We start from the raw sequence: 24,235 nt of genomic DNA, 5'->3' as shown, positions 1-24,235 counted from the left end.
GAGGCGCGGCGTGCGCCCGGCGCACACCGCGCCTCCAGGATGTCCCCGTCCCACCCCAGGAGGCGACGTGACCACGGAACGCACCACCCCCACACCCCGCGGCGGCGCCCTGGCGCCGCTCGCGATCCCGGTCTTCCGCGCCCTGTGGATCGCGGTGCTGGTGAGCAACATCGGCAGCTGGATGCAGACCGTCGGCGCGCAGTGGCTGCTCGTCGACGAGCACGCCGCACCCGTCGTCGTCGCCCTCGTGCAGACCGCGTCGAGCCTGCCGGTGCTGCTCGTCGGGATCCCCGCCGGGGTGATCGGCGAGTTCGTCGACCGGCGGCGGCTGCTCATCGGCGTGCAGGCGTTCCAGGTGGTCGTCGGCGTGGTGATGACCGTGCTCACCGCGACCGGCGACATGACCCCGGCGCTCCTGCTCACCGTCACGTTCCTGCTCGGGACCGCCTCGGCGCTCCAGCTGCCCGCGTACCAGGCGCTCGTGCCCGAGATCGTGCCGCGCGCCGCGATCACCGACGCCGCGGCGCTCAGCTCCGTCGGCGTCAACGTCGCCCGGGCGATCGGACCGGCGCTCGCCGGGGTGGTGATCGCGCAGCTCGGCGTGCCGTTCGTGTTCGCCGCCAACGCGCTGTCGTTCGCGCTCTTCCTGGTGGTGCTCGTCGCCTGGCGCGGCTACCAGCGCCCCGAGACGCGGGCCGAACCGTTCATCGACGCGACCCGCGCGGGGCTGCGGTACGTCCTGCACGCGGCGGTCGTCCGGCGGCTGCTCGTGCAGCTCGCCGTCTTCATGGTGCCCGCGAACGCGCTGTGGGCACTCCTGCCGCTCGTCGCCGACGGCTCGCTCGGGCTGTCCTCCGGCGGGTACGGACTGCTGCTCGCCGCCGTCGGCATCGGGTCCGTCGGTGGGGCGTTCCTGATGCCGGCGGTCCGTGCGCGGCTCGGCATCGGCCGCACGGTCGGGGTCGCCTCGGTGGTGTTCGGCATCTGCACCACGGTCGTCGCGCTCGTCCCCGTGCTGGCGGTCGTCCTCGTCGCGCTGCTGGTCGGCGGGGTGGCCTGGATCGCCGTGGTGACGACGCTGAACGGCACCGTGCAGGCGTTCCTGCCCGCCTGGGTCCGGACCCGCGGGCTCGCCGCCTACCAGCTCGTGCTGTTCGGCTGCACCGCGATCGGTGCGGCGCTCGCCGGTGCGGTCGCCACGCCGCTCGGGGTGACGGGGGTGCTCGCCGGGGCCGGAGTCCTCACCGCGCTCAGCGCCGCACTGCTGCTCGTGTCCGGGTTCCCGGTGCTCACCGACCGGCAGCGTGCCGTGACGCCGATGCCGTTCGGGGACGAGGTGTTCGTGGCGGACGACCACGGCGCTGCGACGGGGGAGACCCTCGTGCTGCTGCACTGGACGGTCCCGGCGGACGCGGTCGACGAGTTCCGGGCGCGCGCCGAGCGGCTCGGGCGGAGCCGCCGGCGGACCGGTGCCCGTGACTGGAACCTCTACCGGGACGCAGCGACCGGGCCGGACGCCTGGGTCGAGGCGTTCCGGGTGGGGTCGTGGCAGGAGCACGTCGACCAGCACGAGGTCCGGCAGACCGGGGACGACGCGCGGACCCTGCAGGCGGTGCGCGAGGTCGCGGGCGAGCCGCGGGTGGAGCACCTGGTCGCGGAGGGGGTCGGCAGCCCGTCTACGGGGTGACGGGTGGGGTCAGCGGACGGTGTCAGCAGCCGGTCGTGGTGAGGGTCACCGTCGCGACCGTGCCGTCGGACACCTTGGTCGTCTGCGGGCAGAGGTCGCCAGCGCGGACCGTGACCTTGCCGAGGGGGACGCCCGCGAAGTCGGCCGTGCCGCCCGGGAACACCCGCTGGTGCTCGGAGAGCTTGCCGGTCGAGGCGAACACCTTGACCTCGTAGGGGTGGTCGGCGGCGTTCGACGACACCGTGACCGACACCTGGCCGGTGGAGTCGTGGGCGCCACAGCCGGCGAGGGCCAGGAGCGCGGCCACGCCGAGGACGGTTGCGGGGACGACTCGGAGCACGACGACCAGGGTACGCCGCCGCGCCCGACCACCTGCGCCCTCCGGACTGGGGCCAGGCCCTGTCCGTTCAGCGCGTTACCGTGGGAGCATGCAGCCGGAAACCGCGATGTCCGTGCCCGCGCCGACCGGGGCCCAGGCCGTTCGGCGAGCGGCCCTGATCGCGGCACTCGACGTGGTCGACGGTGGCGTCGAGGAACGGTTCGAACGGATCACCCGCATCGCGCGCGAGGCCCTCGGGGTCTCCGGCTCGTTCCTCAACCTGGCCGGCGAGACCACGCTGACGATCAAGTCGCAGCAGAGTGACGCCGCCTTCGGGCCGGTCATCCCGCTGCAGGACACCTTCTGCGGACGGACCCTGGGCGAGCAGGGCCCCGTGGTCGTCCCGGATGCCCGCGAGGACGCCCGGTACGCGGACCTGCCGATGGTGCTCGGCGACCCCAACGTCCGGTTCTACGCCGGTGTCGGGCTCCGTGCCGGCGACGACGACCTGAAGGTCGGCACCCTCTGCCTGATCGACCCCGAGCCGCGCACCCTCGACGCCGACGAACTCGAACTGCTGCAGGAACTCGGTATCTGGGCGGAGCGCGAACTGCTCGCCGGAGCCGACGAGGACCGCCTGCGCACCGTGCTCAACGGCCTGCAGCCGACCGAGGTGCAGGTGCCCGGGTACCGGATCACGGGGATGTCGATCCCGCACGGACTCGTCTCCGGTGACTTCCACGACTGGCACCGCTCCGGCGAGGACTCGATCCACCTGACCGTGTCCGACGTCATGGGCAAGGGGATGTCCGCCGGGCTCCTCGCCGCGAACATCCGCGGAGGCCTGCTCGCCCGCGGCGACCAGGACCCGGGCACCGCCGTCGCCGAACTCGAGGCGCAGGTCGCCCCCGAACTCAGCCGTGCCGAGTCCTTCGCGACGATGTTCCACGGCCGGCTGACCCCGTCCACCGGGCGACTCGACTTCGCCGACGCCGGCCACGGGCTCGTGCTGCAGCTCCGTGACGACGGTGCCGAGCGGATCCTGCGGTCGTCGGACCTGCCGATCGGGCTGCACCCCGCCGGGATGCCCCGCGCGGCCGGGTCGCTCGTGCTCCGTCCCGGTGACGTGCTCATCGTCGTGACCGACGGCGCGCTCGAGCTCTGGGACTCCACGCTCGCGTCGCTGTCGGAACTCGGGTCCCTGTACCGGGAGTCCCCGGACGTCGAGACGTTCCTGCAGCGGGTGCGCGCACGCGTTGCCGAGCACGACCCGGGCGACGACCTGACCGTCGTCGTCGTGGCGCGCGAGGCGCTCGGCGCGCTCGAGGCCTGACCGGTCGAGAACTGTCGGCTGGCTTGTCGGCGGGTCGTCGGCCGGCGGGCGCGGTGACTGGTCGCGACGTGTCGTGCGTGGGGCGCCGAGTGGTCGCGAGCCGTCGGTTGGCGGGGCCTCGGGCGACGGCTCGTGACCGCCCGACGGAGCTGAGCGGGGTGTCGTGACCGTCCGGCCAACACCGGGCGTCACGCGGCGAGGGGTCGCGACGTGTCGTGAGTGGGCCGCCGAGTGGTCACGAACTGTCGGTTGGCGGGGCCTCGGGCGACGGTTCGTGACCGTTCGCCGGACGTGAGCGGGGTGTCGTGACCGTTCGGCCGGCGACGGGCGTCACGCGGCGACTGGTCGCGACGTGTCGTGCGTGGGGTGCCGAGTGGTCGCGAACTGTCGGTTGGCGGGGCCGCGGGCGACGGTTCGTGGCCGTCCGACGGACGTGAGCGGGGTGTCGTGGCCGTCGGGCCGGCACCGGGCGTCACGCGGCGAGGGGTCGCGACGTGTCGTGCGTGGGCCGCCGGGTGGTCGCGAACCGTCGGTTGGCGGGGCCTCGGGCGACGGTTCGTGACCCTTCGACGGAGCTGAGCGGGGTGTCGTGACCGTCCGGGCCACGCCACACCACACCGCCGGCCGGGCGCCGCGTCAAGCGCCGAGGCGCTCGATCAGCTCGGCGTAGCGCGCAGCCGTGCGCTCGACGATCTCGTCCGGGAGCACCGGCGGCGTGCCCTGGCGGTCCCAGTGCGCGCTGAGCCAGTCCCGCACGATCTGCTTGTCGAACGAGTCGGTGCGGTCGGCGGAGCGGGCGTCCCAGTAGCGGCTGGAGTCGCTGGTCAGGACCTCGTCGGCGATGCGGATCCGGCCGGTGGCGTCCTGCCCGAACTCGAACTTGGTGTCGGCGATGACGACGTCCCGCTCGAGCGCGATGGCCGCGGCCTCGGTGTAGACGTGCAGCGAGAGCTCGCGCAGGGTGGCCGCGGTCTCGGCGCCGACCAGGTCGACGGTCTGCTCGTACGAGATGTTCTCGTCGTGCTCGCCCTGGGCCGCCTTGTACGCCGGCGTGTAGATCGGTTCCGGCAGGCGGTCACCGTTGGACAGGCCCGCGGGGAGCGCGACGCCGCACACGCTGCCGGTCTCCTGGTACTCGGCCCAGCCGCTGCCGACCAGGTACCCGCGCACGACGCACTCGACGGGGAACATCGTGAGCGGCATGACGTGCATCGACCGTGCCTCGACCTCGGCGGGCACCGGGGTACCACCGGAGGACGGGCCGATGATGTGGTTCGGGACGTCGCTCAGCTGGGTGAACCAGAACCGCGACAGGCGGGTCAGCAGTTCGCCCTTGCCCGGGATCGGCGGCTCGAGCGCGAAGTCGTACGCGCTGACCCGGTCCGAGGCGACGAGCAGCAGCTCGGACGCGCTCGCCAGGTCGGCGGTGCCCTCGGGCACGTAGAGCTCGCGGACCTTGCCGGACGAGACGTGCCGCCAGCCGGCGATCGGCGCGGGGGCGCTCACTTCGCGACCTTCGCGGCGATGTCGGTGCGGAACTGCGCGCCCTCGAGCGTGATGTCGCCGAGCCCGGCGTAGGCACGCTCACGGGCCTGGGCGAAGTCCGACCCGGTCGCGACGACACTGAGCACCCGGCCGCCCGTGGCGACGAGCGTGTCGTCGAGGACACCGGTGGCAGCGTGCGCGACCGAGACGCCGTCGCGGGCGTTCGCGTCGTCGATGCCGGTGATCGGTCGACCGGTCTGCGGGTTCTCCGGGTAGCCCTCGCTCGCCAGGACGACGGTGACGGCGACCTCGTCGCGGAACACGGGTGCGGGGACGGCACCGAGCTGCCCGGTGGCGGCGGCCAGCAGGAGTTCGCTGAGCGGCGTGGCCAGGCGGGGGAGCACGACCTGCGTCTCCGGGTCACCGAAGCGCGCGTTGAACTCGATCACGCGGACACCCTGCTCGGTGACGATGAGGCCGCAGTACAGGAGCCCGACGAACGGCGTGCCCTCGTGCTCGAGGCGGCGGACGGTCGGCAGCGCGACGAGCTCGGTGACCTCGTCGACGAAGGCCTGCTCGGACGGCCAGCGGTCGGCGAGCCACGGCAGCGGCGAGTACGCGCCCATGCCGCCGGTGTTCGGTCCAAGGTCGCCGTCGGCCAGGCGCTTGTAGTCCTGCGCGGGGCTGAGCGCACGGACGTCGTGCCCGTCGCTCAGGAAGAACAACGAGACCTCTTCGCCGTCGAGGAACTCCTCGACCACGACGTGTCCGTGCTGGAGCCAGTAGGTGGCGTGGTCGATCGCGGCCTGGCGGTCGTCGGTCACGAGCACGCCCTTGCCGGCGGCGAGCCCGTCCGCCTTGACCACGTACGGAGCGCCGAGCTCGTCGATCGCGGCGACGGCTTCGTCCGCCGTGCCCGCGTAGACCGGACGCCCCGTGGGCACACCGGCCTCGCCCATGATCCGCTTGGCGAACGCCTTCGAGCCCTCGAGCTGCGCGGCGGCCTTGCCCGGCCCGAACACGGGGATGCCGCGGGTGCGCACCGGGTCGGCCACGCCGGCGATGAGCGGGGCCTCTGGGCCCACGACGACGAGCTCGACGTCGTTCTCGATCGCGTACTCCGCGACGAGTGCACCGTTGGTGGGGTCGAGGGAGACGGTCTCGACGTCGGCGGCGATGCCGGCGTTGCCGGGCGCTGCCGTGATGACGTGACCCGCATGCTCCGCGAGGAGGGCCGTGATGATCGCGTGCTCGCGGGCACCGGAACCGAGGACGAGGATTCGCACCCGATCACCCTACCCAGCCCGACTCGCCGCCCGCGATGCGAGGGCTAGCCTGTGGAGATGCCACCCAGGAGGATCGAGGACGCCGACGGGCGCGCGGCACTGGCCGCGGTGCGTCGTGGGGAGACGGCCCGACCGGCCGTCGCGACCGCGGTTCGGTGGACGTTGCAGTGCCTGGCGGACGAGGTCCCGGGCAACAGCGTCGAGGTGAGGGTGCCGCCATTCGCCGCCGTCCAGGCCGTGCCCGGACCCCGGCACACCCGTGGCACGCCGCCGAACGTCGTCGAGACCGACGCCACCACGTGGCTCGCCCTTGCGTCCGGCGAGCTGACCTGGGCCGAAGCGGTCGCGCAGTCACGCGTCAGCGCCTCGGGCTCCCGCGCCGACCTGACGGCGTTCCTGCCGGTCCGGCTGCCCGCCTCCGGCGCCTGACCCTGCGAGCCGCCGGCACCGAGCCACCGGCACCGATCCGCCAGCACCGAGCCGCCGCGGCGAAAGCGCCTGCGGAGAACTCCCGCGCGAATTAGGTAGTGCCTACCGATGCGCCCGCTTCGACCGGGTTCCTAAGCTTGAAGTCGCCGGGATTCGGACCCGACCCGAACGGGTCCGAACCCGGCGACAGGCACCAAGGTACGCGATGTTCCACACAACGTGTCAATCGTGGCGGCGCGTCGTGCTGCAATCCGCAACGTTCTTGCGTGCGCGACAGCCGACGCGGAACGCGGAACCGGCCGTGCCGAGTACCGAGCAGCTCAGAGCAGCTCGCTGAGCTCCGACCGCGCGTGCAGGTCCCACTTCGCGAAGACACGGGACAGATGCGCGTCGATCGTCCGCGTCGAGAGCCCGAGGGACTCCGCGATCCGCCGGTTGCTCAGCCCCTGCGCGGCGAGTTCGGCGACCTCGTACTCGCGCTTCGTCAGCGGCGGTTTCGAGTGCCCCGCGGTCACGGAGATGCCATGTGCTGCGAGCAATCCCTGCGCCGCGATCACCCGCGTGCGGTCGCCGGCGCGCACGGCGTCGGCGTACTCGACCACCGCGGCCGCGAGCGGTCCGTCGACGCGAGTGGCGGCCTCGCGCATCCGCTCGAGCGAGCCGGTCGAGTCGCGTCCCTGTGCCATGCCGACCGCGTGGTGCAGGGCGTACCCGTACATCACGTGCGTCCACGAGCCGTTCGCCGTGCTGCGCTCGATGATCTCGTCGGCGTGCTGCAGTCCGGCCGGGTTGCCGAGCACGGCCTCGGTCCAGGCGATCGACACGGCGACCTGCTCGCCGGTGATGCGCATCGCCCGCTGCGGGGTGGTCCGGGCACGTTCGAGCGCGCTGGCGGCTGCTTCCGGGCGTCCGCCGTACGCGAGCGCCAGGGCCAGCCGCGCCCAGGGGTAGGCCGCGAACCCGCCGTGGTCGGCGATGTCGTACCGCTCGCACGCCGCCGAGAACGCGGCGACGGCGTCGTCCCAGCGGCGCTGTGCGAGCGCCAGGTTGCCCTGGCCGATGAGCTCGAGCGTGAAGTCGTACTTCAGGTAGGGGCTGGAACGCCCCGCGGGTACCTCGATGATCAGGTCGTCCAGGTCGCCGCGCCACATCTGCACCTGGTGCAGGACGGAGGAGTTCTCGCCGACGCTCCAGGGCGCTGCCTCGACGTGCGCCACCGCGGTGGCCAGGGCGCGGTGACCGAGCGCGGACGCGTCGTCCAGCCGGCCGGCGGTCGCCAACGCCATCACGGCGCAGGGGGCGACGGCGAGGAACGACATCGGCATCGTCGGGGCGTCCACGATGCCGCTGCGCTCGATCTCGGCCCGGACCTCGGCGAAGTCCCCGCCCCAGCCCTGGTGCGCCATCCGCAGCAGCCGCAGCCGTTCGACAGCCTCGTCGGACACGACCAGGCGCGTGGCGGCATCGGTCAGGGCGACCGCCGCCGTGACGTCGTCGTCGTGGAACTGGCGGATGTTCGCCAGGGTCTCGCACGCTTCGATGACGGCCTCGTCGGTGACGTCGCCGACGTGCCGCTTCGCCACGCCCCAGGCGGCTTCGGCGTCGGCGCGGCCGGCTTCTCGGCCGTCCGAGTACGAGTACGCCAGCGAGCGGAGGCAGTGCGCCGCGACCTGTTCGGTGGGGGTGAGCGTCGTGCGGAGCGCTGCCGAGGCCAGGGCGATCCCGCTCTCGTGCTCCTGCAGCCGCACGGCGACCTGCGCCGCGTCGAGCAGCTGGTCGACCGACGGGAGGACCCCGCACTCGAGCGACCACAGTGCGGCACGCAGGCGGGCGGCGGGCGGTGCGCCCTCGGGCCGGTCGGTGCGGAAGGCGTTGGCGCGCGCGAAGAGTGCCGTTCGCCGGGCCACCGGCACCAGGGTGCGGATGACCTCGCCGACGAGCGGGTGCGACGGCCGGACGACCGCGGCGCCGTCGTCGAGCGAGTCGATGCGGACCAGACCGAGCGCGACGACCCGGTCGACGTCCCCGCCGGTCACCAGGCCGAGCAGGCGAGCGAGCGGGATCGGGTCGGCGAGGGCGACGATGTCGACGACGTCGCGCAGGTCCTCCGGCAGCGACCCGAGCTCGGTGCGGTACATGTCCGCGAGGCTGTCCGACGCGGTCACGCGCCCGCGCCAGTACCACCCGGTCGCGGTGTGGTCGAGGGCGCCGGAGACCCGCGCCGCACGGACCACCTCGCGCAGGTACAGCGGGTTGCCGGCGGTGGCGCGGTGGACGCGCTCGGCCGAGGCGTTCTCGAGCGGCGAGCCCAGTGCCTCGGCCACGAGCGCCGCGGTCTCGTGCAGCGCCAGGGGCTGCAGGTCGATGCGCTCGAGCAGGTCGTCCTGCCACAGCGCGCGGAGCGGCTCGGGGAGCGCCGTGAAGTCGCGGCAGGTCAGGACGAGCCGAGCACCCTGCCGACGGACCAGCCAGGCGACGTACCGCGCGGAGATCGCGTCGAGGTGGTCGGCGTCGTCGACGCGGAGCAGGACGTCGCGGTCGACGAGGTCCTCGATCGCACGGAAGCGCTGCTCGGCGCCGGTGTCGTCGGACAGCTCCGAGATGGACGCCGGCAGCTCGCCGAAGCGCTCGGCGACGGCGCCGAAGGGCATCGACCGGCTCGCGGCGACCGCCGTGATCGGCACGACGACGGTGCGGCCGGTGCCGTCGCGACCGGCGACGCGGTCGGTGACCCGCGCCGCGGCGGTGCTCTTGCCGATGCCGGGGGCACCGACGAGCGCGACGCTCCACCGGTGCTCGGCGACGACGGCGACGGCGCGGTCCTCTTCCGCGCGCTGTGCGACGGGCCAGGCCACGCGGGCGGGGGCGGCCGGTCGGCGTCGGCGGGCGGGTGCGGTTCGCTCACGCATCCGACACACCTCCTCCGCTTGGGATACCGACCAGTAGCGTCCATCCTCTCCCGGATCGGTCGCCGCGCACAGGCCGCGGGACGTCCCACAGTGGGGGACAATGGACGGGTGAGCAACACCGATCAACCCGACGAGCAGCCGCTCCCCACGCCGGCACCGGCTCCCAGCGCGGTCGCCAGCCCCGACGAGGTCACCATCCGCCGTGCACCGAAGTTCGGCGTGTTCATCGTCGGCGGTGCCGTGCTCGGGTTCCTCGCGACCCTCGTCGTGGTCGCCCTCACCATGAACCTCGGCGGCCAGCGGGACCAGACCAGCTTCGGCAGCCTGGTCGGCTACTTCAGCCTGTGGGGCGTCACGATCGGCGCCTTCGTCGGTGCGGTCGTCGCCGTCGTGTTCGACCGGGTCTACGCCCGGCGGTCGGCCCGCCTGACGGCGGAGCGCGTCGAGGTCGAACTGCCGCCCGAGACGGTCGACGGTGAGCTCGACGACCATGGTGACCAGCGGCCGTAGCCGCCCCCGATCAACGGACTGGAGGCCCGGTGCCAGCTGGCACCGGGCCTCCCGTCCGTCGTCTGGTCGCGTCTCAGACGCGACCTAGCTGAGCTGGTTCGCCTCGACCCAGGACAGGTACTCCGGGCTCACGGTGCCCGTGACGTACTCGCCCGTGAAGCAGCTCATCTCGAGGTCGGTCACGTCCGAGCCCTCGATGATGGCGTCGCGCATGTCCCCGACCTCCTGGTAGATCAGGTGGTCGCTGCCGAGCACGCGGTTGATGTCCGGGATCTTCCGGTCGTGCGCGATGAGCTCGGCGCGGGTCGGCATGTTGATGCCGTAGACGTGCGGGAACCGGACAGGGGGAGCGGCGCTCGTGAACGTGACCTCGTTCGCGCCCGCGGCCCGGGCCATCTCGACGATCTCGCGGCTCGTGGTGCCGCGGACGATCGAGTCGTCGACGATCAGGATGTTCTTGCCCTTGAACTCGGACGACATCGCGTTGAGCTTCTGGCGCACCGAACGCTTGCGCTCCGCCTGCCCCGGCATGATGAAGGTGCGGCCGACGTAGCGGTTCTTGTAGAAGCCCTCGCGGTACTCGATGCCGAGCTTCCGGGCGACCTGCATGGCCGCCGGACGGCTCGAGTCCGGGATCGGCATGACCACGTCGATGTCACCGGTCGGCGCGTACTGCTCGATGGTGTCGGCGAGACGGTTGCCGAGGCGCAGACGCGCGTCGTAGACCGAGATGCCGTTCATCACCGAGTCGGGACGCGCCAGGTAGACGTACTCGAACGAGCACGGCACCAGGCGCGGGTTCTTCGCGCACTGGCGGGCGTGCATCTGGCCGTTCATCTCGATGAAGACGGCTTCGCCCGGGGCGATGTCGCGGACGATCTCGTAGCCGCCGGACTCGAGCACGAGCGACTCGCTCGCGACGACCCACTCCGGCTGCCCGGCCTCGTCGAACTTGTGGCCGAGGATCAGCGGGCGGATGCCGAACGGGTCGCGGAAGGCCAGCAGCCCGTGCCCGGCGATGGTCGCGATCGTAGCGTAGGAGCCCTCGACTCGCTCGTGCACGCGCTCGACGGCGTCGAACACCTGACCCGGGTCGAGGTTCGCGCCGCGGACCTGGCCCTGCAGCTCGTGCGCCAGCACGTTCACCAGGAGCTCGGTGTCGCTCGTCGTGTTCAGGTGGCGACGGTCGATGTCGAACAGTTCACGCGTGAGTTCCCGCGTGTTGGTGAGGTTGCCGTTGTGGACGAGGACGATGCCGTAGGGCGCGTTCACGTAGAACGGCTGGGCTTCTTCTTCGTTCGTCGCGGCGCCCTTGGTGGCGTAGCGGACGTGTCCGAGCCCCATGGTGCCGAGGAGGGCACGCATGTCGCGGGTGCGGAACGCCTCACGCACGTGGCCGCGGGTCTTGTGCATGTGGTGCACGTGACCCTCGACCGTGGCGATGCCCGTCGAGTCCTGCCCGCGGTGCTGCAGGAGGAGCAGTGCGTCGTAGATGGATTGGTTGGCGGGGCCCTGCGCAACAAGGCCGACGATGCCGCACATTCGCGGGTGTGCTCCAGATCAGTAGAATCGGGGGGTACCGCACAAGTCTGCCATGTCACCGCGAAGGACTCCGCATGCCCAACCCGTACGCCGAAGCCGGAGTGGACACCGCTGCCGGTGACCTGGCCGTCGAACTGATGAAGTCCGCGGTCGCGGCCACCCACAACGCCTCGGTCCTCGGTGGCGTCGGTGGGTTCGCCGGGCTCTACGACGTCTCGTTCCTGAAGGACTTCTCGCACCCGTTGCTCGCGACCTCGACCGACGGCGTCGGCACCAAGGTCGCCATCGCGCAGGCGATCGACAAGCACGACACCATCGGGCAGGACCTGGTCGGCATGGTCGTCGACGACATCGTCGTGGTCGGCGCGAAGCCGCTGTTCATGACCGACTACATCGCGTGCGGCCGCGTGGTGCCGGGCCGGATCGCCGACATCGTCGCCGGCATCGCCCGCGGCTGCTCGGAGACCGGCACCGCGCTGGTCGGTGGCGAGACCGCCGAGCACCCGGGGCTGCTCGGCCCGGACGACTACGACGTGGCCGGTGCGGCGACGGGTGTCGTCGAGGCCGACGCGCAGCTCGGCGCGCACCTGGTGCAGGACGGCGACGTGGTCCTGGCGATCGAGTCGTCGGGGTTGCACTCCAACGGATACTCGCTCGTGCGGCACATCCTGGCGTCGCGGGGCGTCGGCTTCACGGACCAGCTGCCCGAACTGAGCGGCGTCGGGTTCGGCGGCGCGGTCTCCGTCGGCGAAGCCCTGCTCGAGCCGACGCGCCTGTACACCGCACCGCTCCTGGCACTGCTCGAGCAGCACCCGGGCGCGGTGCACTCGCTCTCGCACGTGACCGGTGGTGGCATCGCCGCGAACCTGGCGCGTGTGCTGCCCTTCGGCTCCTGGGTCGAGGTCGACCGTTCCACCTGGCAGCCGCTCCCGGTGTTCCGGGTCCTGGCCGACATGGCCGGCACCCCGATCGAGGACACCGAGGGCACCTGGAACCTGGGCATCGGCATGTTCGCCGTCGTCTCGGCCGGGGCTGCTGCCGAGGTCATCGCCTCGCTCGGTGCCGCCGGCATGCCCACGTGGCCCGTCGGCACGATCGCCACGTCCGCGCGGGACCTGACCGGGTTCGAGCAGGGCGCCAAGGGTGTCGACGGCGGCGCGGTCCGGCTCGTCGGGAGCTACGCGGGCTGACCCGCTGGGCGGCGTGCTGCCGCCGCGCCGTTCTGCCTGCGGTGAGCGGTCACGAACCGTCGTTCGGCGGGCCCGCAACCGACGGTTTGTGACCGCTCGGCGTCGTGCACGCGGGGAGTCGTGACCACTCGAGGCCGTGACGGGGGCGCGCTGCCGCCGCGCCGTGGAGCCTGCGGTGAGTGGTCACCAACCGTCGCCTGGCGGGCCTGCAACCGACGGTTCGTGACCGCTCGGCGTCGTGCACGCGGGGAGTCGTGACCACTCGGGTGCGGTGCCGGGGCGCGGGACTCGGCCAGCCTTCCCCGTACCGCCGGTGCTTCGCGTGCCGGGGGCTCGCCGTAGTGCCTGCGGTGAGTGGTCACGAACTGTCGTCTGGCGGGCCTGCAACCGACGGTTCGTGACCGCTCGGCGTCGTGCGCACGGTGAGTCGTGACCACTCGAGGCCGGGATCCGAGCGCGCCAACGGGCGTCCGGGCACGCGGAAACGCCGCGCCGCCCGAGGGCTGCGCGGCGTGACTGCGAGAGAGGTCAGGCGGACTTGTTCTGGTCTGCCTGGGTCTCGAACTCGTCTTCGTCTTCCGCCGGTTCCGGACCGTACTGGTCCGCCCAACGGTCGACGTAGTTCTCGTCGGAGTGTTGTCCGGCGGAGAGCTCCTGCTCGAGCGCACCGTAGTTCGTCTGCGGGCTGAAGTACTTCAGCTCACGGGCGACCTTGGTGTGCTTCGCCTTCTGACGGCCGCGCCCCATGCGTGACCCCCTCGTTCGGCTCTGGTCCGGTCCTGGCGAATGACGGAAGATCACTCGGGGAACCAGACGGTTCGTGGTTTGAAATCTGCCGATCACTCTACCATGTACCTCGATCTGGACGTCGCGCGACGGCTGGCCCGCACAGCAGAATCGAAGTGATGACGGAACCCCTCGAGACCCCGGTCGACCAGCACGCCCGCGTGGTGGTGATCGGTGCGGGGCAGGCGGGGCTCTCCGTGGGATACCACCTGCGTCGCCTCGGGCTCGTCCCCGGCAGCGACCTGGTGATCCTCGACCGCGCGCCGAGCACCGGTGGGGCGTGGCAGTTCCGGTGGGAAGCCCTGCGGCTCGGAGCAGCACACCGGGTGCACGACCTGCCCGGCATGCGCGCGATGGGCCTGGAGTTCGACGACGCCGACCGGTCGCGGCCCGCGCGGGACGTTGTCGGGGAGTACTACCGGCGGTTCGAGCAGCACTACGACCTGCGGGTGCGGCGCCCGGTCACGGTGACGTCCGTCTCGCGAATCGGCGGCGTCGACGGCGTGGCGGGCGACGCCCCGGCGGACGACGGCCTGTGCGTCACGACCCGGAGCGCCGACGGCACCGTCACGCGCATCCGTGCCGACGTCGTGGTGAACGCATCCGGCACGTGGGGTACCCCCTTCGTGCCGTGGTACCCGGGGCGCGACGTGTTCCGCGGGCGCCAGGTCGACACGACCGAGTACCGCAGCGCCTCCGAGTTCGCCCGCCAGGACGTCGTGGTGGTGGGCGGTGGGACGAGCGCGATCGGGTTCCTGCTCGAACTCGACGGCGTCGCCCGTTCGGCGCGCTGGTTCACCCGGCGCCCGATGGTCTGGGCCGGGACCGCGTCGCTCGACGTCGAGTCCGCCGTGGCCGCCGTCGACGAACAGGACCGTGCCGCCCGCGCGGGCGAGGTCCTGCCGAGCATCGTCAGCGGCACCGGGGTCCCGGTGTCGCGACGGATCCGCGCCGGCATCGACCGCGGCGTGCTGCGCGACGAGCTGATGTTCACGCGGATGGACGAGACCGGGGTGGTGCGGGCAGACGGCACGCACGTGCACGCCGACGCGGTGATCTGGGCGACGGGGTTCCGGGCCGACCTGCGGCACCTCGCGCCGCTGCACCTGCGGACAACGGCGGGCGGGGTGGTGGTCGAGGACGGCCGGTCGGCCGAGGAGCCGCGCTTGTTCCTGGCCGGCTACGGTCCCCAGGCATCGACCATCGGTGCGAACCGGGCCGGCCGACGCACCGCCCGCCAGGTGATGGACACACTGGCGGGCTGAACGGCACTGCGGCCCCCCGCACGGTGCGAGGGGCCATGTGAACGGTGCGAGGTCCCGTTCCCGGTGCGGGCCTCGTGAGCTCTCACCGGGAACGGAACCTCGCACCGGACGGCCCGGACGGCCGGGACGCGCGGCTCAGGCGGGCAGGGGCTCCTCGACGCCACGACGACGGCGTGACGACTTGAGCACCAGGGCGTCGAGCGAGAACCGCCCGGGCCCGGTCAGCGCCACGGCGAGCGACGCCACCGCGAGCACGAGCACGTACTCGAACCCGCCGTCCTGCGAGTAGAAGCCCGCGGTGCCGTGGGCCAGGAACCCGGCGACGACCATGTCGACGGCCAGCAGCACGCCGACGACGCGGGTCGCGACGCCGAGCACGAGCAGGACGCCGCCGACGAGCTCGAGGCCGGCGACGAGGGGTGCTGCGACCTCGGCGAGGGGGACGCCCATGCCCGAGAAGCCCTGCACCACGTTGGGGATGCCCTGGGCGAACTTCTGGGCGCCGTGGGCGATGAACACCACCCCGAGGACGATGCGGAGCGCGGTCAGGCCGATGGAGGTCGATGTCGTTCGCATGGCCACGAAGGTAGCCGGTGACGCGTCATCGATCGTCCTCGAACAGGGGACTGACCGCGCTTCGCCAGAACATGCCCAGAGCATGCCCAGCCAGCGGTCCGCCGAAGGGCGGACTGCTTCTCAGGAATCGGCGCCGCGGCCCGTCTGCTGCTGGAGGCGGTCGATGTGCTCCGACGCCTGCGCCTTGGTGAGGTCGGCGGGGAGTTCCTCGCCGGCTTCACGGGCCAGGGTGTCGAGGTAGCTGCGCTGCGGTCCGGTCATCGGCTCGTCGCCGGTGACCCACTGCTCGGGGTCCTTGCTCGCGTCGGTGGAGGGGTCGGGTCGGGGGCCGCCCAGGGTCTCGCCCTGGATCGGTGCGTCCGGGGTCTGCTGCTGGTCGCGGTCTGCGTCACTCATGTCCGCGACGGTACGCCGCACCCCCGTCACGACACGCAGCAGCGACGTCCCCCGAAGCGGCTCAGCGGCACAGCGCGCACGACGGCACGCATCCGCACCGAAGCGGCTCAGACCTCGGTCGCCGCGTACCGCACCAGATCGGGCCCGACGGCACTCGTGGCGATCGGCACGACGCGGTCGTCCCGCCGGATCCAGATGGTCGCCGCACGCTCGTCGATCCGGTCGACCTCGTGCAGCTCGCCGTCGAGCAGCACCGACGCCGCGACCCGGACCAGACCGCTCGCCGGACGTGGCGGCAACCCGACCACGTCGTCGCCGTACGCCGGATGCTCGCCGGGCTGCAGGAACGGGGACACCGGGGCGGTGACGACTTCGAGTCCCTCGTCGACCGCGGTCACCGCCACCAGGCGGACGGCCTGGTCGGTCGGCAGCGGCACGTCGACGACGGGCTCGGCGGTGGGGCCGGCCAGTGCGCGGAAGGCGGGGCGACCGTCGGGGGCGAGGTGGGCCTCCAGGCCGTCGATCCGGACGCGACCGCGCCCACGGGAGTCGGCGTAGACACCGGGCTCGATGCCGGACTGCCGCGCCTCGAGCCGGGTGAGGACGACGCGGTCCGGGCGGTACCAGTCGCGGAGCGCGGCCGGGTCCACCCAGCCGACGCTCGGGACGCCGCGGGAGAGCGCGGCGGACTCGTCGGCGGCGCGCTCGTCGCGAGCGCCGAGGGGGTGCTCGCCGCGCACGGCGACGAGTCCTTCGAGCGGGCTGCCGGCCGGCGGCTCGTGGTCGAGCACCTCGACGCGCTTCGAGACCTTGCCGCCGTGTCCGTCGAACGTGGCGAACGTCCGCAGGTCACTGATGGTCATGGGGCCACATGCTACGACTCGTCCGCTCCCCGTCGCGGCGGGGAGGGCACGAGGGCGTGGATCTCTCCCGTGCAGAGCGCGGGGTCGACGCCCTCGGCGGGGCCCGCCGGACGGGTCGCGCGGCGCGGCTGGATGCTGTTGCGCTCGGCGGACCGGATCAGGCGGTCCTCGGCCGAAGCCGAGGCCGAGGCCGTGGCCTCGGCCGACGAACCGGGCTGCGCGGGGCGGCGGAGCGGGGGCCGGACGGGCTCGCCGCGGCGTTCCTGGCCGGGCAGCGGGCGGGATCGGCGGCCGTAGAGCAGCTCGGACGAGTCGAGCAGCCACGGCACCAGGGCCACGGTGACGCCGTGCACGAGCAGCAGCTTCTTGCGGATGCGGCGGCCGCGGTGGTTGTGGAGCAGGCCCTCCCACCAGTGCCCGACGATGAAGATCGGGGTGTAGACGGTGACGACCTCGGAGCCGTGCTCGTTCCGGTGCGCCTTGATGTACTTGATCAGGGGCATCGAGATGTCGCGGTACGGGCTGGGCACGATCGTCAGCGGCACCTGGATGCCGTACTCCGCCCACTGGTCGCGCAGGCGCTGGGACTCGGCGTCGTCGATCGCGACGTGCACCGCCTCGATGCTCGCGTGCTCGGCGGCGACGGCGTAGTCGAGCGCCTTGAGCACGGGCTTCTGCAGCTTGTTCACCAGGACGATGGCGTGGTCCCCCGTGGCGCCGAACTTCGTCTCGACGTCGGCCTCGATCTCGTGCGAGACGTCGCGGTAGTAGCGGTTCACGCCGAGCATGAGCACGTACAGCACCGGCATGATCAGGAAGACCAGCCAGGCGCCGTGGGTGAACTTCGTGATCGTGACGATGACGAGCACCACGAGGGTGAAGGTGGCGCCGATCGCGTTGATCGTGCGGGAGCGGACGACCTGCCCGCGGTTCACGGCAGGGTCACCCACGGGCACCGTCCCGTCCCGGTCTGCTCGGAGCAGTCGCGTCCAGTGCACGACCATGCCCGTCTGTCCGAGCGTGAACGACACGAAGACACCGATGATGTAGAGCTGGATGAGGCTCGTGACGTTCGCGCGGTAGACCACGAGCAGCGCCGCGGCGACGAGGGCCAGGACGATGACGCCGTTCGAGTAGATGAGCCGGTCGCCGCGGGTCGAGAGCGCCTTCGGGGCGTACGAGTCGCGGGCCAGGATCGAGCCGAGCAGCGGGAACCCGTTGAAGGCCGTGTTCGCCGCGAGGAGCAGGACCGCGGCCGTGGTCGCCTGGATCACGAAGAACAGCACGGAGTTGTTGCCGAACGTCGCGGCCGCGATCTGCGCGATGAGCGAGCGCTGCGGCGTGGTCGCACAGTTCGCGAAGCCCTGCAGGTCGCAGGCGCGCTCGGCGTAGTGCACGTGCGACACGAGCGCCAGGGTGATGAGCCCGATGAACAGGACGATCGCGATGCCGCCCATCGCGACCAGGGTGGCCTGCGCGTTCTTGATCTTGGGCCGGCGGAACGCCTGCACACCGTTCGCGATGGCCTCGACGCCGGTCAGGGCCGAGCAGCCCGAGGCGAAGGCGCGGAGGAGCAGCAGGATGAACGCAGCCTGCGTCGTGTGCTCGACGTTCTGCACGGTGTACGCCGCGGACTCGGCGACCGGGGCGTTGCCGGCGGCGACCCGGACGAGCCCGGTGACGACCATCACGAAGACGCTCGCCACGAACAGGTAGGTCGGGATCGCGAAGGCCTTGCTCGACTCCCGCACCCCCCGCAGGTTCGCGGCGGCGAGCAGCACGACGAACAGCAGGGCGAGCTCGACGCGGAAGTGGTCGAGCATCGGGAGCGCCGAGATGATGTTGTCGACACCGGAGGCGACCGACACGGCCACCGTCATCACGTAGTCGACGAGCAGTGCACTGGCGACGACCAGCCCGGCCTTCTCGCCGAGGTTCCGGTGCGCCACCTCGTAGTCGCCACCACCGGACGGGTACGCCTTGATGAGCTGCCGGTACGAGGCGACGACGACCACGAGCAGCAGCACGACGAGTGCGGCGACCCACGGCGCGAACGTCAGGAAGGCCATGCCGCCGAGCAGCAGGATCATCAGGAGTTCCTGCGGCGCGTACGCGACAGAGGACAGCGGGTCACTCGCGAAGATCGGCAGGGCCAGGTGCTTCGGGAGGAGCTGTCCTTCGAGCTTCTCAGAGGGGAGGGGATCCCCGATCAGTCGTGCTTTCAACGACCGGATCTCGTTCGTCACGAGCGGCAAACCTACTCAGTTCCGGGCGCGAGTCAACACGGTTCGCCTGCCGCACATTCCCGGTCGGCTGCGGGCGCTCCACCCTGGGTGTCGCACACCCCTTGCGGTTGACGCGGCGTCAAGCAGTACAGTCGCCAGCATGAGCGCATCGACAGGCCCGGGTGATGCAGCTGCGAAAGCTCCCCACGCCGTCACCGAGGTGGCGCGTTCCGCCGGTGTCTCGAGCAGGACGCTGCGGCACTACGAGGCCGTCGGGCTGCTGCCGGCGACGGCGGTGGGTGCGGGTGGCCTCCGGCGCTACGACGACCGTGCGCTCGTCCGGCTGCAGCGCATCCTGCTGCTGCGCGGGCTCGGACTCGGGCTGCCGGAGATCGCGCGACGACTCGACGAGGAAGGTGACGACGTCGCGGCGCTCGCGGCGCACCTGACGTGGCTCGAGCACGAACGGGACCGGCTGGCCCGGCAGCTGGCCGCGGTCCGCACCACCGTGGCGCGCGTCGAGCACGGGGAGGACCTGACGGCAGGCGAGGCGTTCGCCGGCTTCCCGCCGACGCGGCTGCCGGCCGCCGATCCGCCGGGTGCGGGTCGCTGAGGAACCAGGTTCCGGACACCGCACCGCGCATCTGCACGGTGCTGTGTCCGGAACCTGGTTCCGTGGGTGACGTCGGGCGCGACACGGTGCAGACGACGGCCGGGAGGCCCTGGTCGCCACCACCTGTCGGCCGCGGGCCGTCAGAGCGACTTGCGCAGGGCCTCCAGGCCGTCACGCAGACGCGTCACGGTGTCCGCACCGAGCGTGCCGCGGGTCGCCCGACGGCGCAGGTCCGCACGCACCTGCTGCCGGAACGACGACAGCGCCATCTCGAGCTCGCGCAGGGCGCGGGCACTGTCCGACGGGACGGACACGGGCTCCTCGGCGGAACCCGTCGCCGGGCTCTCGGCGGCGGCAGCCAGGTCGGCACGGAGCGAGCGCATGGCCTCGCCGACCGAGGCGCGCACGCCGTCGGCCAGCGACTTCACCGAGTCGCTCACGCCGGACTCGACCGTGGCGATCTCGTCGGCACGTGCCGCGAGCTCGGCACGGCCGGCGTCCGTGATCGCGTAGACGGTCTTGCGGCCGTCGGCGGTCTTCGTGACCAGGCCGTCGTCCTCGAGCTTGGCGAGCCGGGGGTAGACGGTGCCGGCGCTCGGCACGTAGGTGCCGCCGAAGCGGTCGCCGAGTGCCTGGATGAGCTCGTAGCCGTGCATCGGGTGGTCGGCCAGCAGGACGAGCAGGTAGAGGCGCAGGTGGCCGTGGGCGAAGACGGGGCTCATTCGGGCACCTCGCTCTCGTTCGTCGGGGTGGTCGGCGTGGTCGTCGTCGTCGGGGGTGTCGGCTCGGCGACCGGCGGGGCGTGCAGCACCGCGATGTCGCCGGAGACGGAGTTCACCCGCAGGTCGAGCCACTGGCCGGACAGCTCGCCGCCCTGCTTGACGTACGAACCGCGCACCCCGCGGATCTCGGCGTCGTCGAACTGCAGCTTGCCGGTCGCGGTGTTCACCGTGCACTTGTAGGCGACGCCGTCCGCCAGGCGGACGCTCACCGACCCGGACACCGTGTTGACGCGGGCGGACTCGGGGACCCCGTGCAGGTCGAGCACGACGTCGGCCGAGACGCCGTCGGCCTGGAACCGCGGGATCTCGCCGGTGGCCACGACGTCGCCGGAGACGGTGTGCACCGCGAGCGCGCCGTCGAGGTCGCGGATCGTGGTGGCGCCCGAGACGGCGTTGACCGTGACGTCACCCGCGACGCCGTCGACGACCAGGTCGCCGGACACCGTGTTGAGCGTGGCACCGCGGTTCGTGCCGGACAGCAGCGCACCGGCCGAGACGACACCGAGCGTGATGCCGGCGTCGCGGGGGACCAGGATGCTGACGTCGGCGTGGGCCTTGCCGCGGAAGGACTTCAGGAACCCGATGGGGTCGTCCCACCGGACCTGGGGGTGGTCGACGGTGAGGGTGTCGCCGTCGACCTCGATGAGCATCTGCTTGCCGGACACGCTGTGGATCTCGACCCGGGCCGTGGGTTCGTCGTGTGCGACGACGTCCACCTGCCCGCCGACGAGGCCGACACGCACGGTGCGCACGATGCCGGTGTCGATGACCTTGGGCTCGTCGACGAGCCACTTCTCCTGCGCCATGTTGCCTCCTGGAACTCGCGATGTATCGCGTCTGCGGAGGTCACGCTATATCGCGTTCCCCGCGGCCGCAAGGGGTCGCACGCGATCGCCGCGCGATCGCCGCGCGATCGTGAGCAGGAACGGTCGGGTCGGGGCAGTGGACCCGACCGTTCCTGCTCACGAAGCGGATGTGGCGGGGGTGGGGCGGGCCTCCAGGGTGGGTGTGGCGACGTTCGCTGCGGGCGCCGCCGTGCGCTCGGGGCTCCACGGGAACCGACGGAAGTGCGGCATGAGCGGCTGGACCATCGGGCCGATCGCGAACGCCGCGATGACGGTGCCGGCACCGACGTCCCCGCCGAGGATCCACCCGACGATCACCACGGTGACCTCGACCAGGGTCCGGGCGAGCCAGATCGGCCAGCCGAGCCGCTGGTGCAGGCCCACCATCAGGCCGTCCCGCGCCCCGGTGCCGAACCCCGCACCGATGTAGAACGCCGTCGCGACCGCGAGCAGCACGAGTCCCGCCGCGAACAGCCCGATCCGGGCGACGATCCCCGACGGCTCCGGCACCAGCCAGAGCACCAGGTCGGCACTCGGCCCGATCGCCAGGGCGTTCAGCAGCGTCCCGATGCCCGGCTTCTGGCGGAGCGGGATCCACAGCAGCAGGATCACGCCGCTCGACACCACCGTGATGACGCCGAACGACCACGGCACGACGTTCTCGAGCCCCTGGGTCAGCACGGTCCACGAGCTCACACCGACCACCGCGCGGACCTGCAGTGCGGTCGAGGCGCCGTAGAGGAACAGTCCGACGAAGAGCTGGACGAAGCGCAGGGTGAGGGCGGTGCGACGGGGCATGTAGCCATCGTCCCGACAGATTGGCCTGCTGGTCGAGAGCCAATCGCGCTACCGTGGACCCGTGCCCCCTGTCCTGATCAGTGCCCGTGCCGCCTCCCACCTGCTGACCGACTGGCGCGCCGGGACCGACGCCCCGGCCTACGAGGCGCTCGCCGATGCCCTCCGGGTCCTCGTCATCGACGGACGGGTCGCCCAGGGCGTCCGGCTGCCGGCCGAGCGCGGCCTGGCCGCAGCCCTCGGCGTCTCGCGCACCACCGTCGCGAACGCCTACGCCCGCCTGCGCTCCGACGGATTCCTGGTGTCCGTCCGTGGCTCCGGCAGCGTGGTCCACCTGCCCCGTGACCTGGTCGGCCGGCCCGACCCCGAACGCCTGGGCGGGGTCGTCGAGGGGGACCTGCTCGACCTGCGCAAGGCGGCCCTGCACGCAGCCCCCGGCATCGACGAGGCGGTCGAGCGGGCGGTCCGGCACGTGCCGGCGGCGCTCGCCGGCATCGGCTACGACACCGTCGGCGACCCCGGCCTCCGCGCCGCGATCGCCGCGCGCTACACCGAGCGCGGACTGCCGACGGAGCCCGCCCAGGTCATCGTCACCCTCGGCGCGCAGCACGCGATCGCCCTGCTCGCGCGCGTGCTCGTCCGCCGTGGCGACGCCGTGCTCGTCGAGTCCCCGACCTACCCGCACGCGCACGAGGCCTTCCGCGAGGCCGGCGGACGCCTGGTCGGCGTCCCCGTCGACGCGCGGACGGGGTGGGACGCCGCCGCGCTCGAGACGACGCTGCGTCGCACCGCGCCCTCCGTCGCGTACGTCATGCCCGAGCTCCACAACCCGACCGGTGCGACCATGTCCGCGTCGACGCGCCGGCTCCTGCTGTCGGTCGCGTCCTCGGTCGGCACGATCGTGATCGCCGACGAGACGATGGGGGAGCTGCGGATCGACGGGGAGCCGTCGCCGCCGTTGGCGGCGGCGGACCCGTCGGGGTCGTCGGTCGTGATGATCGGTTCCGCCGCCAAGGTCTTCTGGGGCGGCCTGCGGATCGGCTGGATCCGTGCCGACCCGGCGCTGCTGCAGCGGCTGCTGCTCGCCCGCCCGACGGGCGACCTCGGCACCCCCGTGCTCGACCAGCTGGTCGTGCGCGAGCTGGTCCCGCGCACGGCGGCCGTCCTGGAGGCGCGGCGTGCGTCCCTGCGCGAAGGTCGCGACGCGGTCGTGGGGGCGCTCCGGGCGCGGCTCCCGGAGTGGGACGTCCCGGCGCCGGCGGGCGGGTTGACGACGTGGGTGGGGCTCGGCCGACCGGTGTCGAGCGCGCTCGTGCTCGCCGCGCGGGCCGAGGGTGTGGTGCTGGCCTCGGGCGGGGTGTTCGGGCCGGACGGTGGGTTCGAGCGGTTCCTGCGGGTGCCGTTCACGATGGCCCCGGCGGACCGGGGGCGGTTGGTGGACGTGCTGTCGCGGTCGTGGGAACGGGTGGGCGGCGAGACGAGCGGGGTGCGGGGGTCGTTGGCGGCGGTGGTCTGAGCGGTGCGTCGTCCGAGGGTCGGCGTCGTCCGCCGGACTCGGTGTCATGCGGGGCTCGGTGTCTTGCCGGGCTCGGTGTTCTGCCGGGTTCGGCGTCATCCTCTGGGGTGAGGCCGGGTCGGGGGTTCTCGCTCCTCGGGGTGATGCGGCGTCGGTGGGGTCCGGCGAGGCTGGTGCCATGAACGCGACCCTGTCCGCCGGAACCCGCTCCGCTGTGCCGACATCCGTCGAGCCGCCCGCGGCGGTCCCCGCCGTGGTGCGGGTCACCATCGCGCTGAGCGGGGCGTTCCTGGCGGGCGTCCTGACCTCGTTCGGGCAGGCCGTGCCCGCACTCGCCTCCGTGTCGAACTCGGCCGGACCGTGGTTCCTCGTTGCCGCGCTGCTGTGCCTGGTCGCCGGAGCACGAGGGGGCCGGGTCGCCCTGCCGTCGGCGATGGTGCTCGGCGTCGTGCTCCTCGAGCTCATGCACGTCGGGTACTGGGCCACGACGGTCCTGCGCGGGTTCCCCGACGTGCTGTCGATCACGAACCCCTGGGTGCTGCTCGGGGTGCCGGCCGGGCTGCTGGCCGGAGCGGCCGCCGTGGCGGTGCGGTCCCGCGACGCCCGGTGGCGCGCGGGGGCGTTCGGTGTGACGGCCGCGGTGCTCGTCGGTGAGGGGATCCGCGGGCTGCTGCAGGTCGCCGCGACGACGGGGCACGTCACCTGGGCCGTCGAGATCGTCGTCGGGGTGGTGCTCCTCGGCATCGGGGTCGTCGGCACCCGCTCACCCGTCGGGCGCGTGGTGGCGCTCGGCACCGGGGTGGTCGGGACGGTCGCGGTGCTCGGGGCGTACCTGTTGCTCGGCGGGTTCTGATCCTGCAGTCCTGATCCGACGGCGGGTTCT

General features: G+C 72.5%; 22 protein-coding genes. 9 read left to right on the top strand and 13 right to left on the bottom strand.

What is annotated here, in order from left to right:
• Positions 1-67 precede the first annotated feature (67 nt).
• Positions 68-1,687 (top strand): MFS transporter, encoded by a 1,620-nt coding sequence (locus HP445_RS03810; RefSeq protein ID WP_164941278.1) that lies wholly within the window; start codon positions 68-70, stop codon positions 1,685-1,687.
• Between the two features lie 22 nt (positions 1,688-1,709).
• Here HP445_RS03810 and HP445_RS03805 read toward each other — a convergent pair whose 3' ends face one another.
• Positions 1,710-2,027, bottom strand: coding sequence for a hypothetical protein (locus HP445_RS03805; protein WP_071405843.1), 318 nt, complete (start codon positions 2,025-2,027; stop codon positions 1,710-1,712).
• Between the two features lie 88 nt (positions 2,028-2,115).
• Here HP445_RS03805 and HP445_RS03800 point away from each other — a divergent pair, with 88 nt between their 5' ends.
• Positions 2,116-3,339 carry a PP2C family protein-serine/threonine phosphatase gene (locus tag HP445_RS03800; RefSeq protein WP_128781588.1) on the top strand — a complete coding sequence of 408 codons (1,224 nt, stop codon included), beginning with the start codon at positions 2,116-2,118 and terminating at the stop codon, positions 3,337-3,339.
• A 636-nt stretch (positions 3,340-3,975) separates the two neighbouring features.
• On the opposite strand, the gene HP445_RS03795 is transcribed toward HP445_RS03800, so the two are convergent.
• Both HP445_RS03795 and purD read right to left on the bottom strand, forming a co-directional pair.
• The gene (locus HP445_RS03795; RefSeq protein ID WP_111024227.1) at positions 3,976-4,845 is read right to left on the bottom strand and encodes a phosphoribosylaminoimidazolesuccinocarboxamide synthase; all 870 of its coding nucleotides are present in this window, start codon (positions 4,843-4,845) and stop codon (positions 3,976-3,978) included.
• A complete protein-coding gene (purD, locus tag HP445_RS03790; RefSeq protein ID WP_110864321.1) occupies positions 4,842-6,110 on the bottom strand; it encodes a phosphoribosylamine--glycine ligase in 1,269 nt (422 codons plus the stop codon). Before purD ends, HP445_RS03795 begins: the two co-directional genes overlap by 4 nt.
• A 57-nt stretch (positions 6,111-6,167) precedes the next feature.
• Here purD and HP445_RS03785 point away from each other — a divergent pair, with 57 nt between their 5' ends.
• The gene (locus HP445_RS03785) at positions 6,168-6,539 is read left to right on the top strand and encodes a sterol carrier family protein (RefSeq protein ID WP_111033718.1); all 372 of its coding nucleotides are present in this window, start codon (positions 6,168-6,170) and stop codon (positions 6,537-6,539) included.
• Between the two features lie 320 nt (positions 6,540-6,859).
• Here the strand turns inward: HP445_RS03785 and HP445_RS03780 are convergent, their stop codons facing one another.
• Complete coding sequence (locus HP445_RS03780) at positions 6,860-9,448, bottom strand: helix-turn-helix transcriptional regulator (RefSeq protein WP_128781589.1); 2,589 nt, start codon at positions 9,446-9,448, stop codon at positions 6,860-6,862.
• 108 nt (positions 9,449-9,556) lie between these two features.
• Between HP445_RS03780 and HP445_RS03775 the strand changes: the two genes are divergently transcribed.
• Positions 9,557-9,958, top strand: coding sequence for a hypothetical protein (locus HP445_RS03775; protein ID WP_110858851.1), 402 nt, complete (start codon positions 9,557-9,559; stop codon positions 9,956-9,958).
• An 84-nt stretch (positions 9,959-10,042) separates the two neighbouring features.
• On the opposite strand, the gene purF is transcribed toward HP445_RS03775, so the two are convergent.
• Positions 10,043-11,500: an amidophosphoribosyltransferase gene (gene purF / locus HP445_RS03770; protein ID WP_042539088.1), complete on the bottom strand. Its 1,458-nt coding sequence runs from the start codon at positions 11,498-11,500 to the stop codon at positions 10,043-10,045.
• A gap of 74 nt (positions 11,501-11,574) precedes the next feature.
• On the opposite strand from purF, the gene purM reads away from it, so the two are divergent.
• The gene (purM, locus tag HP445_RS03765; protein WP_128781590.1) at positions 11,575-12,690 is read left to right on the top strand and encodes a phosphoribosylformylglycinamidine cyclo-ligase; all 1,116 of its coding nucleotides are present in this window, start codon (positions 11,575-11,577) and stop codon (positions 12,688-12,690) included.
• 528 nt (positions 12,691-13,218) lie between these two features.
• On the opposite strand, the gene HP445_RS03760 is transcribed toward purM, so the two are convergent.
• The gene (locus HP445_RS03760; protein WP_017886249.1) at positions 13,219-13,437 is read right to left on the bottom strand and encodes a DUF3073 domain-containing protein; all 219 of its coding nucleotides are present in this window, start codon (positions 13,435-13,437) and stop codon (positions 13,219-13,221) included.
• 158 nt (positions 13,438-13,595) lie between these two features.
• On the opposite strand from HP445_RS03760, the gene HP445_RS03755 reads away from it, so the two are divergent.
• Complete coding sequence (locus HP445_RS03755; protein WP_128781591.1) at positions 13,596-14,741, top strand: NAD(P)-binding domain-containing protein; 1,146 nt, start codon at positions 13,596-13,598, stop codon at positions 14,739-14,741.
• Between the two features lie 135 nt (positions 14,742-14,876).
• Here HP445_RS03755 and HP445_RS03750 read toward each other — a convergent pair whose 3' ends face one another.
• From HP445_RS03750 to HP445_RS03735, 4 genes are all read right to left on the bottom strand, one after another.
• Entirely contained in the window at positions 14,877-15,317 is a 441-nt protein-coding gene (locus tag HP445_RS03750) for a DoxX family protein (protein WP_071405836.1), read from the bottom strand.
• 120 nt (positions 15,318-15,437) lie between these two features.
• Positions 15,438-15,713, bottom strand: coding sequence for a DUF3072 domain-containing protein (locus HP445_RS03745; RefSeq protein ID WP_017886246.1), 276 nt, complete (start codon positions 15,711-15,713; stop codon positions 15,438-15,440).
• 107 nt (positions 15,714-15,820) lie between these two features.
• Positions 15,821-16,576 (bottom strand): hypothetical protein, encoded by a 756-nt coding sequence (locus HP445_RS03740; protein WP_111033655.1) that lies wholly within the window; start codon positions 16,574-16,576, stop codon positions 15,821-15,823.
• Positions 16,577-16,587: 11 nt separating this feature from the next.
• On the bottom strand, positions 16,588-18,831 hold the full coding sequence (locus HP445_RS03735; protein ID WP_111033654.1) for an APC family permease: 2,244 nt from the start codon (positions 18,829-18,831) through the stop codon (positions 16,588-16,590).
• A 130-nt stretch (positions 18,832-18,961) separates the two neighbouring features.
• Between HP445_RS03735 and HP445_RS03730 the strand changes: the two genes are divergently transcribed.
• A complete protein-coding gene (locus HP445_RS03730; RefSeq protein WP_128781592.1) occupies positions 18,962-19,414 on the top strand; it encodes a MerR family transcriptional regulator in 453 nt (150 codons plus the stop codon).
• Between the two features lie 140 nt (positions 19,415-19,554).
• Here the strand turns inward: HP445_RS03730 and HP445_RS03725 are convergent, their stop codons facing one another.
• The 3 genes from HP445_RS03725 to yczE all read right to left on the bottom strand — a co-directional run bounded on the left by HP445_RS03725 (position 19,555) and on the right by yczE (position 21,839).
• Positions 19,555-20,136, bottom strand: coding sequence for a PadR family transcriptional regulator (locus HP445_RS03725; RefSeq protein WP_071405831.1), 582 nt, complete (start codon positions 20,134-20,136; stop codon positions 19,555-19,557).
• The gene (locus HP445_RS03720) at positions 20,133-21,002 is read right to left on the bottom strand and encodes a DUF4097 family beta strand repeat-containing protein (protein ID WP_111033652.1); all 870 of its coding nucleotides are present in this window, start codon (positions 21,000-21,002) and stop codon (positions 20,133-20,135) included. Before HP445_RS03720 ends, HP445_RS03725 begins: the two co-directional genes overlap by 4 nt.
• 156 nt (positions 21,003-21,158) lie before the next feature.
• A complete protein-coding gene (gene yczE / locus HP445_RS03715; RefSeq protein ID WP_128781593.1) occupies positions 21,159-21,839 on the bottom strand; it encodes a membrane protein YczE in 681 nt (226 codons plus the stop codon).
• Between the two features lie 61 nt (positions 21,840-21,900).
• On the opposite strand from yczE, the gene yczR reads away from it, so the two are divergent.
• Together yczR and HP445_RS03705 are read left to right on the top strand one after the other, a co-directional pair.
• Positions 21,901-23,352, top strand: coding sequence for a MocR-like transcription factor YczR (gene yczR, locus HP445_RS03710; protein ID WP_241660483.1), 1,452 nt, complete (start codon positions 21,901-21,903; stop codon positions 23,350-23,352).
• A gap of 178 nt (positions 23,353-23,530) precedes the next feature.
• Positions 23,531-24,205: a DUF6518 family protein gene (locus HP445_RS03705; protein WP_128781594.1), complete on the top strand. Its 675-nt coding sequence runs from the start codon at positions 23,531-23,533 to the stop codon at positions 24,203-24,205.
• The last annotated feature ends 30 nt before the right edge of the window (positions 24,206-24,235 follow it).

This window comes from Curtobacterium flaccumfaciens (assembly GCF_013359815.1).
GTDB classification, from domain to species: domain Bacteria; phylum Actinomycetota; class Actinomycetes; order Actinomycetales; family Microbacteriaceae; genus Curtobacterium; species Curtobacterium flaccumfaciens.
This window is presented reverse-complemented; position numbering and strand designations above follow the sequence as displayed.

Excerpts from the sequence above, each read along its gene's own strand:
- HP445_RS03740 (WP_111033655.1), bottom strand. The coding sequence starts at position 16,576 with ATGACCATCAGTGACCTGCGGACGTTCGCCACGTTCGACGGACACGGC.
- HP445_RS03725 (WP_071405831.1), bottom strand. The coding sequence starts at position 20,136 with ATGAGCCCCGTCTTCGCCCACGGCCACCTGCGCCTCTACCTGCTCGTC.
- yczE (WP_128781593.1), bottom strand. The coding sequence starts at position 21,839 with ATGCCCCGTCGCACCGCCCTCACCCTGCGCTTCGTCCAGCTCTTCGTC.
- HP445_RS03755 (WP_128781591.1), top strand. The coding sequence starts at position 13,596 with ATGACGGAACCCCTCGAGACCCCGGTCGACCAGCACGCCCGCGTGGTG.
- HP445_RS03730 (WP_128781592.1), top strand. The coding sequence starts at position 18,962 with ATGAGCGCATCGACAGGCCCGGGTGATGCAGCTGCGAAAGCTCCCCAC.
- purF (WP_042539088.1), bottom strand. The coding sequence starts at position 11,500 with ATGTGCGGCATCGTCGGCCTTGTTGCGCAGGGCCCCGCCAACCAATCC.
- HP445_RS03785 (WP_111033718.1), top strand. The coding sequence starts at position 6,168 with ATGCCACCCAGGAGGATCGAGGACGCCGACGGGCGCGCGGCACTGGCC.
- purM (WP_128781590.1), top strand. The coding sequence starts at position 11,575 with ATGCCCAACCCGTACGCCGAAGCCGGAGTGGACACCGCTGCCGGTGAC.
- HP445_RS03760 (WP_017886249.1), bottom strand. The coding sequence starts at position 13,437 with ATGGGGCGCGGCCGTCAGAAGGCGAAGCACACCAAGGTCGCCCGTGAG.
- HP445_RS03750 (WP_071405836.1), bottom strand. The coding sequence starts at position 15,317 with ATGCGAACGACATCGACCTCCATCGGCCTGACCGCGCTCCGCATCGTC.
- HP445_RS03720 (WP_111033652.1), bottom strand. The coding sequence starts at position 21,002 with ATGGCGCAGGAGAAGTGGCTCGTCGACGAGCCCAAGGTCATCGACACC.
- HP445_RS03800 (WP_128781588.1), top strand. The coding sequence starts at position 2,116 with ATGCAGCCGGAAACCGCGATGTCCGTGCCCGCGCCGACCGGGGCCCAG.
- HP445_RS03745 (WP_017886246.1), bottom strand. The coding sequence starts at position 15,713 with ATGAGTGACGCAGACCGCGACCAGCAGCAGACCCCGGACGCACCGATC.
- HP445_RS03780 (WP_128781589.1), bottom strand. The coding sequence starts at position 9,448 with ATGCGTGAGCGAACCGCACCCGCCCGCCGACGCCGACCGGCCGCCCCC.
- HP445_RS03705 (WP_128781594.1), top strand. The coding sequence starts at position 23,531 with ATGAACGCGACCCTGTCCGCCGGAACCCGCTCCGCTGTGCCGACATCC.